The sequence below is a fragment of the Ohessyouella blattaphilus genome, assembly GCF_024721265.1.
Classification (GTDB): domain Bacteria; phylum Bacillota; class Clostridia; order Lachnospirales; family Lachnospiraceae; genus Aequitasia; species Aequitasia blattaphilus_A.
The window spans coordinates 1-12,465 of the sequence record NZ_JAMXOC010000036.1 but is presented as its reverse complement, the minus strand read 5'-3'; the positions used below and the strand labels follow the sequence as shown (position 1 = coordinate 12,465).

The following is a 12,465-nucleotide window of genomic DNA, read 5'->3' as shown; positions in this document are numbered from 1 at the left end:
TTTAACAGACTTAAGCCCTTCGGTTTGTGTTTATATCGTATTGCCTATAGGCGCAATCGTTGTAGCCTTTGGCTGCTACACCTATCAGGGGCATAATCTATGGCGTTTAATAAGACATTATCGGTATATGAGAAAGACCAATATCTTAACAACGGATCTAGGTGAGATGAACAACAGGTACTACAGAACATATGAATTAAAATACCCAAGGATAAAAGATAGAAAACGGAAGAAGAGGAGGATACGATAATGGGAATATTCATGGGCAGTAGTCGTTTTGCAAAACGAAAAGAACTAACGAAGCCTGTTGTAAAGTGTCCAAGAAACATTAGAGAAAGCCTTAACATCACAGAGTATCGCCAGAATGGAATCTTTAAACTAGAGCCAGGCGATAATCTAACGCTTTACGATAGATGTTATGTTTTTGAGGATATGAATTATACCAATAAGAATGAGGAAGAGAAGGAAGCCATCTTACAGAGCCTTATGAAGTGGCTGAACTCGATGAATGTAGATTTTAAACTTACCAAAGCAAATGAGTACCGGAATATGAAAGAGTACTTAGAACGCATATTTCATTACCGAAATGGAGACCAGTATCCTCTAATCAAAGAAGGAATTGATAATTGGAAGGAAGAAAAGCTAATTAGCGATAATACAGATATTCATCAGGTAAACTACCTGACGATTACTTGTAAAGCATCTACTTTTGAGGATGCGAAAAGTTATTTCAATACCTTAGACACTATGTTAATGAATAACTTTAAGATTTGGAGTAGTAACCTTCATCGCCTTGATGCGAAAGAAAGATTTATGGCATTAAGATCCTTTTTCTTCTGTGAGGAGAATAACTTAGAAAGCTTTTCTAAATATCTTCAAAATGGTGACCTACGCAATACGGTATTACCAGCTAGTCTTGAGCAGGAGCGTAATTTTATGAGAATTGGGGAACAATACATAACCGTTCTCTTTGGTCACGATTTTTCCTCTTCTATTAGTGACGAGATCATGCATAACATCTCCAAGTTAGGGTATCCTAGCATGGTGACTCTTGACTATGCTCCCGTTGACCGGACCACGTTAAAAGATAAGCTTGCATCGGCTCATACCAACAATGAACGAGCAATTGAGGAGGAGATGGATGCCAAAGCAAAGGCTGGTAGAAAGAGTCTTTCTCCTTCCTATCGAAAAGAGAAAGCGAAAGATGAATTAGAAAGTTACCGAGATCAAGTGGATGCAAACAGTGAGAACGGCTTCTTTCTTGGTTTACTTGTGGTGTTGACGGCTGAAACAGAAGATAAACTAGCCATGAGAATGAAGAGTGTAATGAGCATAGGAAGGGAACAAGGCGTCTTGTTCGATACCTATGATTTCTTGCAATTAAAAGCCTTGCACACGGCCTTGCCCTATGGGGGACGACAGGTGAACCATATGCGCAACTTTCTAACCAGTTCAGTGATTGCTTTCCAACCTTATTACGCCCAAGACATTCAGGAGGAGAATGGTTTTCTCTACGGTCTTAATAAAACCACCAAGCGTGCAGTGATAGCAAATCGAAAAAAACTCAAAAACCCCCACGGAATTATCGTAGGTCATACAGGGAGCGGAAAGTCCATGACCAGTATCAAGATGACAGAAATTGCTCAGACTTTGTTAGCTACAGACGATGATGTGATGATGATTGATCCTCAAGATGAGATGGCTCTTGTCTGCCCTCAGTTTGGTGGCCAGTACCTAGACTTTTCTCCAAAAGGCAATCTTTATATGAACGGATTTGAGATCCCGGAGGAAGTCTTCTATGGGGATGAGAATACCAAAAGTGCCTTTGTTACCGATATGACCACATATGCCACCATGTTTTGTGAAGCGGTGATGAACAATATAACCGTTACTCAGGAACATATCTCTATTATCGGCCGTTGCGTAAGGCTCATGTATAACGATGCCTTTAGTAGGAAGAACTTAAAGAACCAACCAACCCTTCGGATTTTGCGGAATAAGTTAAAGCAAGAGATGGAGAAAGCGACCACAGCAGGAGATCAGGAACTCATCCGGGTCATTTACAATTCTTTAGAAGAGTACACGGAAGGGAAGTACAACATGTTCTCAAAAGCGACTAATTTTCAAATCGATAATCGCTTCACCTGCTTTGGCATAAAAAATGTACCGGAGTATATGTGGGAGCCGGTCATGGGAACCATCATGAATTTCCTAGCCACAAGAATGGAGTATAACCAATCCATTCAAAGGGCGACTCACTTTATTGTGGACGAAGCGCAAGTGGTATGTCAGCGTCCGACCAGTGCCAAGATGCTTTTATCAAGCGTGGTCACCTTCCGGAAATATGGTGGTATATGCACGTTAGCCCTACAGAACTTAAAGCGAGCCATAGAAAATCCGGATCTCCGGGATGTGTTCTCCAATTGTGAATACAAATGCTTTTTTGATCAGGGCGGGGTGGACGCTGCAGCTCTTGCAGAAATACAGGAATTAAGTACTACGGAGTTTTTAAGTCTTACAGAAGAAAAGCCAGGCCACGGGGTTATGGTCTGGGGGAAGAAAGTCATCCTTTTAGATGGCGAGATCAACCGAAACAATCCTCTGTTTGATCTATTTGACACTAATTTTTTAGCAAAGGCTGAGAAGCAAACCAAAGAAAGTCGCTTAGAGTAGCGGCTTTTTTTGGTTGGAAAGGAACTATATGCAGATAAATAAAGAACGAGAAACGAAGATAGAAGTAGATAAAAAGTCAATTCTTTCAGAGCTACTAGCGGTTTCGAAGGCTAGTCATGCTTTTAATCATAGCTTAAATAGCCTGAATGAAACAGATAGAGAATACGAAGAGCAAGATCGAGGTATCAAGAATCGTTTAAACCCTAAAGAACTCAGGAAGTGGAATCGGCTTAGTAGAAGGAAGAAAGAAACTTATAGAAAGCAAATCCGAATACCACAAAGCCGGGAATTAACAACTGTCTCTAAGTCAAAGCCGCCTACGACAGGAATATCTGAGAAAGCGATAAGCAATTCCGCAAAGTCAACAGCAAAGGGAATCAGTAAAGGGATTAGCGCGGGGGCGGGTGGCGTAGGAAACGAGGCGTTAAAAAGGAGTGCAAATAAGTTTAAAGAGCATTTAGCTGGCAAGGAATGGGAGATAAAAAATCAAGAGAGCTCACATATTCTTCAGATAGAGGAAAGTAATCATTCAGAGAATCAAACAGCACGCGATGCTGGAATCGTGGCGGTAGTTACAACCTTTGTGACAGGGGCAACCTCAGCTCTAGCGATGTTTCTGGTTCCCACGATTATAGCCCTAGTTGTCATGGTTACAGTAATCGCAGCGGTGCTTGGCGTAACAGAGAATCAGGGAAGTGGAGCCGAAGCGATTGTACAGGTGGCTAGACAAGAGTATGCAATGGCTTCAAGAAATATAGGAGGAAAGAAGTATAAAGAGTGGTACGACATGAATGCAGATTGGTGCGCAATCTTTTTGTCCTGGTGTGGAAAAGAATGTGGGTATATTGAACAGCAGATTATCCCTAAGACCGCTTCCGTAAGTAACAGTCGCATTTGGTTTAAGGTACGGAATCAATATCATACAAAGGATAGTGGTTACAAACCAAAAGCTGGGGACTTTGTCTACTTCGAAAATGGTATGAGTCACATCGGACTGGTAGTGTCCTATGACGAAAGCAAGGACCAGATAGAGACGGTTGAGGGAAACAGTGGAAGCTCGACAGGAATGCCTTATCATACGGCAAGTCAAGTGACTAATAACTTTTATTCGAGAAAAACCAGTAGCATAAGTGGGTTTGCAAGTCCTGACTATCCTGAGAATAATAGTGTCGAGATACCAGAACCCTATGGTACTGTTTATAGTTATATGGGGTGGCAGACAATTACATCGCCTAGCTCTAAGCAATATCAGCTGCGAGAGACGGCAGGTATGCGCTTTGATAAAGACGGGTTTGGAATCATTGATGGTCGCTACGTAATTGCCTGCACCACAAAGTTTGGACAGGTGGGTGACTATATTGACTGGACGTTAGCAAATGGGGAGGTAATAAAGACTGTGGTGGGAGATATTAAAAATCAAAGTGATCCAGGGTGTAATGAATACGGTCACAAAGATGGTGCTTGTGTGGTGGAGTTTATTGTAGATAAGAATTCTTGGTACGGGACTAGTAAGCATCCGACTGGCTTTCATCCAGAGTGGCGGTCTAGGGTGGTTAGAAGTGATAAGAAGGGGAAGTATTGGAAGTTTAGCCCTATCAGCAGAGGGGAAATATAGAAGTGTGATAGCCGTTTGCTATTTATTAGCAAACAGTATTTGATGATATTTGTATAAATATGGTATACTTATAAAGTTAAGGAGCTTTCTTATTTTTTCTGCTTTTTAAGGAGGAAGGTGATAGATGATGATTGATGTATTAGGAGAAGATATTAGTAAAATTATTGTGGATGATGAATGGAATTTTGGTAAAGAAGATGAAAAGTTAATGCATTCGATACACTCATATCCTGCAAAATTTCCAGCATTTATTGCGAAAAAGGCATTTGAATATGCAGAGGAAGAGGGAGTGAAGGTAGAGACTGTTTCAGATATATTCTGTGGCTGTGGAACGGTTGCTCTTGAGGCGAAATTGCATAACAAAAATTTTTGTGGATATGATATTAACCCTGTTGCCACATTAATTGCTCAAGCAAAAAGTGCGGATTATAAAGCTGGTAAGTTGGAAGAATTATATAGGAATGTGATAGAAAATGTAGAACAATTCGAATTAAGAGAAAATGTGTATGAAGAAGCTAATGAAAGATTGAAATATTGGTTTTCTGAGACGAGCTATCAAGAATTATACAAACTTAAACACTCAATAATTAACAATACTCCTCAGGGCCGATATAGGAAAGCTTTTTTGTGTATTTTTTCTTCAATTCTGAAGTCTACATCCCGCTGGTTAACAAAATCTATAAAACCTCAGATAGATCCAAATAAAAAAGTAGTATCTGCAAAAAAGGCATTTACGACTCAATATAATAAATTCCTCCGAGCGGTGTTAGAGCTAGAAGGTGAAAAGTACAAGGGTAAGATAAGTATTAAGAATCAAAATTTTCTTAAGGCCAATAAGTTGCCAGAGGTGGATTTGATAATTACAAGCCCGCCGTATGTAACATCTTACGAGTATGCAGATTTACATCAATTATCGTCGCTGTGGTTAGGTGTTACTGAGGATTATAAGGATTTGAGAAAGGGTTCTATAGGAAGTGTGTATAATAGCGACCAAATAAGTATATGCACGAGAGCGTTAAACAAAACAGGTAGTGAAATTGTGAAAGAACTTCAAAAGAACGCTGTTCCAAAGGCCAAGATTAGGTCGGTCATAAGATATTACTCGGATATGCAAGAGGTTGTTAAAAGATGCGAAAAGATGGTAAGTGAAAAGGGAATGGTTTTTTTTGTTATCGGCGATACGGAATATAAAGGTGTAAAGATTCAAAACTCGAAACATCTTATTGAAGCACTTAGAGATTCAAATTTTAGATATATTAAAGCAACAAAAAGAAAGATATCAAATAAACTTTGTATACCCTATAGAGATGAAACAGGGAAATTTTCTTCAGATAAAACTCAACGTGAAATATATCATGAAGAATGGATTATTAGTGGGAGAAAATGATATATGAGTGAAAAACTAAAAATAAAACCATATGCAAGACTTATAACAATGTTAGGTGATCAGCTTATCAAAAATGAACTTATTGCTTTAGTGGAGTTGATTAAAAATAGCTATGACGCTGACTCGGATTGGGTAAAAGTGAGTTTCATAAATTTTGATGAAAATTTTTTTATTACTAAAGACTCTTGTATAAGAATAGAAGACGAGGGGTGCGGAATGAATACTCAAATTTTGAAAAAGCATTGGTTGAATCCCGCAACTCCCGATAAGTTAAATAGAAAGAGAAAGCAAAACGACGGTGAAAAAATAGGAAGGAGAATTTTACAAGGAGAGAAGGGGATAGGAAGATTTGCTGTATTTAAATTGGGCAGGAATGTCACGATTAAAACCAGACGACAGTTACAAAACGATGAAGGGGCTTTTATTGATGAAGGAGAGCAATTTGAAAATGTATTAACATATAATTTTAGCAAATATGATGACGATTTTCTTACTGAAGGCGGTAAAGAGAAAGAGTTGTATTTGGATAATTTAGAAGTTGAGCTAGAAGAACGAGAACCAAGAGAGATTGTCGATAAAGACATTTCATTTGGTGCAAGGAAAAAAAGGAGAAAACCCTACGGCACGATTATAGAAATATCTGATTTAAAGGCCAATTGGAGTGTGAAAAAGGTCGAAAAAATACAAGAGGATATTGGAAAACTTCAGCCTATTTTTTCTAAGGATGAGCTGGATGATTTTAGTATTTGGATATATAAAGATGAAGTGTTATATGAATCTAGCGCAAAATATAAAAAGGAACTAATTAAATTATTAAACAATAAGTCAGTCTTTAAAATTACTCAGGGTTCATATAAACCTGATGGAAACATAATCCAGTTTAACATAAATGGTCAACAGTTAAAGTTTTCGTTTCATGATTCGGAATTAAACGGGCTAAAGATATTTCGTGATTATTTTAACAAAAATCCAAACTATAAAACGGAGTGTGGGAGATTTGAGTTCGAATTCTATGTTTTTGATTTTAATAGTACGCTTGATGATCAAACGAAGTATACCCTTGATAAGAATGAGAAGGAGATGATTAAAAGACATCGCATATATTTATATCGTGATGGGATACGCGTCATGCCTTATGGAGACCCAGAAGATGATTGGTTAAGAATTGATGTAACACGAGGAACCGAAAGTGCAAGTAGTTTTTTAAGCAATGATCAAGTTGTAGGGTATGTTAATATTTCTCAGAAGGAGAATCCAAAGCTTAAGGATAAAACTAATAGAGAAGGATTAATTGAAGATGGTCAAGCTTTAAGTGACTTTATAGCTATTTTGCAAATTGTGCTACGATATATTAGAAAGTCTCCTTACGCAAAGTATCTCATAAATAAAAAGAATAAACAGGAGCTTGACCGAATTAAAAAGGGAGAACCGCAAGAACTAATAAAGAACGCGAAGGATAAGTACGAAAATAACGTTGAAATAAATCGTTTTTTGAATACTTTTGAGAAAAGCTACTCTAATGAAAAAAGAGTTTTAGAAGAGAGAATTAGAAAAACAGAAAATCTTGCAGCGGTTGGCCTCTCTATCGAAACAGCATCTCATGATATAATGTTATTAATGAATAGAACTCTTAAGCAACAAGATGATTTGATTAGTGATGTATCTTCGGGAGTTGCTTTGGATGAAGACTATCTGATAAACCAGCTAACCGTGGTACGGGGAAGTTTATCAATGATTGAAGCACAGTTAAAAAATATTCAATTATTGTTTCCGTCAACGAAAAATAGAACAAAAAATATTCGGGTTAAAGAAATTGTCGAGAAGGTCTTTTACTTTTATAAAAAATCGTTTAATGAAAAATCAATTGTATGCAGTATCGAGACTAAGGGTTCTCCTCTGGTTGTTAAAACAACAGATGCAGTATTATTACAAGTATTCATCAATTTGTTTGATAATGCATTTTATTGGTTGCAAACTATAAATGGTGAGAAAAAGATCAAGATTATATTGGACGGCGATGAGCAAAGGGTGATATTCTCTGATAATGGACCAGGAATTAATGCGGACGACTTGAATTACATATTTGAAGCTTTTTTTTCAGGGAAAGGCGAGAATGGTCGTGGTCTTGGATTATATATTGCAAAGCAGCTTTTGGACCGATATGATTATAGGATTGAATTAGCTGAATTTAAGAAAGATAAAGTGTTGCCGGGAGCAAACTTTGTTTTAGAGTTTGCACGGGAGGAATAAAATGGATATAAAAGAATTACTAAAAGGAATTGCTGTTATAATAGATGATGAAGTGGAAAATCCAAAATCAGATATATATACAATTAAAGAGGAGATAAAAAGCCAGGATATACCCGTGGCTACATATACGAATATTCCTGATGAGGGAATAATCCCCTCTTTATCAAGCTCAGCATTTATAGTTTTTGACTGGGATTATATGACGTTTCCAGAAGAAGAGGTTTCTTACGATCCGACAGAAACGGTAATGATGCCAGAGGCCCTAGGAGAAGATAACAAGAGAAAATTAATAAGCTTTATTCGAAACTTGCTTTCTAAAATATTTGTGCCGGTTTTTATCTTTACCAATCAAGGATTGAGTGAGATAGAATCTAGTTTAGAAGAGGAAGGTTTATGGTCAAAGGGAGAAAGCAATAGAATTTTTTTGAAGAGAAAAGGAGATTTGTTGTCGGCAGATGAATTATTTGTCGAAATAAAAAATTGGTTAAAAAGTATGCCATCTGCATATGTATTGAAGGAATGGGATAAAGTGGTTGCGGCAGCAAAGAATCAGCTTTTTTTAGACATGTATGGATGTTCTTCAAATTGGGTAACCATTATGTGGAATCAACTTAAGAATGATAGCATAGAAAATGAATATGAGTTTGGAGAGTTTATAACCACAAATATGAAAAATAGAATCTCAGGATATAGTTTTAACGAGGAGTTTCTCACTAAAGAGCAAAATTATAATAAGGAAGAACTTATTAGGATTGTCGAGGGTGAAAGATATGTTAGTTATGGTGATTCCGTTCCTAAACAATTGTATACAGGGGATTTGTATAAGGAAGATGATAATCGCACATATTTTTTATGTGTGCAGGCTCAATGTGATTTAGCTAGAGTAGATACCACTAGAGATGGTGAAATTCAAATGCTATGTATCAAAGGCACTAAGCAAAAACACAAAACAATTGTTACGGATGATATTGTACTAAATGAGAATGGAAATTTAGTGATAGGAAACGACAAGTATGAGATAAAAGAATTACAGGATATTATTAATGATTCGGTTCGTTTAAAACAATTCAACAAAAAGGTAAAAGAATATAGAAATAAAACTTTTTATAATAAAGGTGAGCTGTTAGAAAAGAAAAATGAAGCTTTAATATCATGTGTAGCAGGTGAGGCCTTGATAAAATTCAAATTCAATTATGAAGATGGAAGAGTGGGTTTTTATATTAAAAACTATCATGAATATAAAGATAAACGAATTGGACGGATTCTTCCGCCTCATATCACAAAAATCCAACAGAAATTCACACAATATATAAACCGAGAAGGAACCATGCCAATCCCAATAGAAATTTTTGAAGTAATGGAATAGCTATTAAAAAGGTGTGAGGAGTCATGAACTTCTGCCTTTCAATTGTAGGTTTATTAATCACAAAACCTGTCAATTACGTAGGAAACGGAAATGGGTTTGGTTAAGACTAAGTTTGGTATAATAAAGTATTTATTTGTACTAAGGGGTCTTAGGGGATATCCCCCCTAACAAGAGGTATTTGTATATACAAAATACGTATCTTGCATATAGGATATTACCGTAAAGGAGTAACTGTGGCAACACTAAAGGAGTAACTGCGGCAACGAAAAGGAGTAACTGTGGCAACGCTAAAGGAGTAACTGCGGCAACAGAAACGGCTGGCAATTATGAAACTAAATCAGCGACGTTTTTCTGGAAAAGGCTCCGAAAGGCGACTGAAAGTAAATGACTGTAGACGGCAAAAAAAGAGTGTGATATTTTAGAATTAGCAAAGTGAACAAAATATTAGCGGAGAACTGGCGATGAATGCCGGTTCTCTTTTTTAATCCGTTTTTGAAAGGAGCAAGGACGATGGAAACGTTAAGAAGGCAGTATCGGTTAGAAGATGAAGTGATTGAACTATTGGAGTCTCGAGATAAGGTGGCTTTTCCAAGAGAAAGTAATTACATAAGTCATGCCTTAAGAGAGCTGGTTTATATCCAGCAGTTAAAACAAGAGGTCTCAGAGTTTAAGGGGGAGTTAATAGATTTAAAATCCATGATAGCAGGTCTTAAGGAAGAGGTTGGTCGGATGGATATTTCTAGTTCAGCGACAGAGAGCGAAGGCGATTTTAAAACGGAACCGGCTGAAAAACGCCGGCAATTAACGCGAGACGAAATCGACGAACTATTGCTTTTTGGAGATTTAGAATCGGAGACGTAGGTAGAGAGCTGAAAAGGTTCTCTTTTTTTATACAGAAAGGAAGATTTAGATGGCAAGAAAGGAAACCCTTATTATTCGCCTAACAAGCAAAGAGAAAAAGCGTCTTCAGGAATTAGCAAGTCATGATAATAAGAGTAAGACCCAGTCAGGATCCGTTAATCTAAGCGCTTATATTAGAGCCAAAGTCCTTTCGGTGTCTCAGGAGTATGAAGCAGAGGAAACAAGGGAGCTTATTTATCAGATCCGAAAGCTTAGTACAGCTCTTCGGTTTCTCGTTAACAGGATTAATCGGAGATCCGATAATGTGTATGATAGGGAAGCTCTTATAACGGAGCTATCCTATTTTTGCACGAAGCTTGAGGAATACCAGAATCAGATAGAAGAAAAGGAGAACGTGTATGGCGGTAACAAAGATGATGCATCTTAAGCAGTCCTCACATCTCTATAACAGCCTTGTTTACATCTTAGAGTCAAGCAAAACCAGTGGCGGTTTGTGGGTAGGCGGCAATTCAGGAAATGAGCCCGAGGAAGTCTACAATCACTTTATGAGAACCAAAAAGATATACGAAAAACTAGACGGGCGCAAAGCCTATCATTATGTTATATCTTTTGCACCAGGAGAAGTAGATGAAGAAAAGGCTTATGAGGTTATTCGGGATTTTTGCGAAGCGTTTTTAGGTGATCATTACGATTATGTCTTTGCCATTCATAATGATCACGCCCATATTCATGGTCACATAAGCTTTAATTCGGTCTCCCGGACCAGTGGTTATAAGTATCAGTACCGAAAGGGAGACTGGGAAAAACACATTCAGCCAATTACAGATATGGTTTGTCGAAAGCATGGTCTTAAAGAACTGAGCTATGAAAAAGAGCGAGTAGGTAGACACTACGCAGAGCATTTAGCAGAAAAAAGAGGACGTCCCACTTGGAAAACGATTATTAAGGATGATATCAATTACGCTTCCAGTAAAGCAAGCGACTTTTCAGAGTACCTTCAGGAGATGAAAAAGCTAGGATATACGCTTCGCATGGGGAATTCTCGTTCTGAGGGAGAGTACATTACCTACTACGCTCCCGGAAGTGAGAAAGGCCGTCGCGATTTTCGCCTGGGAGAGGAGTATAAGATTGCAGGAATTAAAAAGAAGATTGCCCAGGTGGAACTAGCATATCGCCCCAATTACACGCCGAGGCTAAACAGGGCAAGGGTTATGTCTTTTGCCAGAACACAAAGAAAACTATCACGCTATCAAGTGAGAAAAGTAGGGAATCTGTTTCGGTTGGCCAACTTTAGAACTCTTTCTAGATATGACAAGAAGAGCCATCAAGTCCGAAGAGAATTGCTTAAGGTGGATAAGCTTCAAGAAGAATGTCGGTATATTATTCGTAATCATATCCGGGCGCCAACGGCTATTAAAGAACGCCTAGCGGCAGTCTTGGATCAGGAGCGACTCTTAAAGGAGAAGGAACGTAACCTAAAAACGATTCTTGAAGAGCCGGAAGCTTCAAGATACAAATCCTTAGTAAGATTACTGGAAGGTGTTTCTAGGGAAGATGATTTGGCAGAAGAAGTGATTGATGAGTTAGAAGCCCTTGAAGAGAAAGTTTCTTATGATTTGCTTCTAGAAAACCTTGCAGAGGTTCAGAACCAGTTAAACGATGTTAGGAAGGAGAAAGCAATTGTTCGGCGACTTAGTAAAGATGGTGAGGGAAATAAAGTTAGAGAAATGCTTATCACACCAGTGCTCGAAAGGAGGTAGGATTGAGCAAACGAGTAGAAGATATTAAGGACGTCCAGTTAACCGTTGCCCAGGGACTAGGAGTTACGGATAAAGGACGAGAGTTATTGGAAGAAATAACCCAGTGGCAGTTAAGACACGAATGTCTTATATCACTATTAGATGCGGTACCAATTGACAGTATCAAAGAGACAGTCGAAAAAGGTGCTGGTGCAGAAGGGATCAAAGTTCTTAGACGTAATCACTTGCGGGAGCAGCTAGTCAACTTAGAACCACTAGGGATTAAACTAAAAGAGCTAGAAAAAGAAGTAGAGGGTATGAGTAAGGAAAGCGGCATAATCAGGGAGGTGATTGAAACAAAATTTGAGTCCGCGTATGCTCAGCAGCAGGCCGCGCAAAAGGAAGCCTTGAAAGCAAAGGATCAGGTCATTGACCTGCTAAGGGGTCAGTTAGAAGAAGTAAAGAATAGGAAGACAATCCATGTATCACAACCACTTAAGTTAAGAGAAGGTAAAAAGTCAAAGGCCCAAGGAAAGGGTCTTTTTTCATACCTTAAAAAGGCGGAAGCAGAGCA

Annotated in this window: 10 protein-coding genes; all 10 read left to right on the top strand. The window is 38.1% G+C overall.

Annotated elements, in window-relative coordinates:
- Window positions 1-250 (top strand): hypothetical protein (locus NHH16_RS14550; RefSeq protein ID WP_262070324.1); only part of this gene is annotated, 250 nt, incomplete at its 5' end.
- Window positions 250-2,673, top strand: a complete 2,424-nt coding sequence (locus tag NHH16_RS14545) for a VirB4-like conjugal transfer ATPase, CD1110 family (protein WP_262070323.1) — start codon at window positions 250-252, stop codon at window positions 2,671-2,673. The genes NHH16_RS14550 and NHH16_RS14545, both read left to right, overlap by 1 nt.
- 28 nt (window positions 2,674-2,701) lie before the next feature.
- Window positions 2,702-4,288, top strand: coding sequence for a CHAP domain-containing protein (locus NHH16_RS14540; RefSeq protein WP_262070322.1), 1,587 nt, complete (start codon window positions 2,702-2,704; stop codon window positions 4,286-4,288).
- Between the two features lie 124 nt (window positions 4,289-4,412).
- Entirely contained in the window at window positions 4,413-5,675 is a 1,263-nt protein-coding gene (locus NHH16_RS14535) for a site-specific DNA-methyltransferase (RefSeq protein ID WP_262070321.1), read from the top strand.
- 3 nt (window positions 5,676-5,678) lie between these two features.
- Window positions 5,679-7,925 (top strand): ATP-binding protein, encoded by a 2,247-nt coding sequence (locus NHH16_RS14530; RefSeq protein ID WP_262070320.1) that lies wholly within the window; start codon window positions 5,679-5,681, stop codon window positions 7,923-7,925.
- Window position 7,926: 1 nt separating this feature from the next.
- The gene (locus NHH16_RS14525) at window positions 7,927-9,291 is read left to right on the top strand and encodes a hypothetical protein (protein ID WP_262070319.1); all 1,365 of its coding nucleotides are present in this window, start codon (window positions 7,927-7,929) and stop codon (window positions 9,289-9,291) included.
- 510 nt (window positions 9,292-9,801) lie between these two features.
- On the top strand, window positions 9,802-10,152 hold the full coding sequence (locus NHH16_RS14520; protein ID WP_262070318.1) for a hypothetical protein: 351 nt from the start codon (window positions 9,802-9,804) through the stop codon (window positions 10,150-10,152).
- A gap of 49 nt (window positions 10,153-10,201) precedes the next feature.
- Window positions 10,202-10,579, top strand: coding sequence for a hypothetical protein (locus NHH16_RS14515; protein ID WP_262070317.1), 378 nt, complete (start codon window positions 10,202-10,204; stop codon window positions 10,577-10,579).
- Window positions 10,551-11,912, top strand: a complete 1,362-nt coding sequence (locus NHH16_RS14510; protein WP_262070316.1) for a relaxase/mobilization nuclease domain-containing protein — start codon at window positions 10,551-10,553, stop codon at window positions 11,910-11,912. Before NHH16_RS14515 ends, NHH16_RS14510 begins: the two co-directional genes overlap by 29 nt.
- A gap of 2 nt (window positions 11,913-11,914) precedes the next feature.
- A partial coding sequence (locus NHH16_RS14505; protein ID WP_262070315.1) for a hypothetical protein occupies window positions 11,915-12,465 on the top strand: 551 nt, incomplete at its 3' end.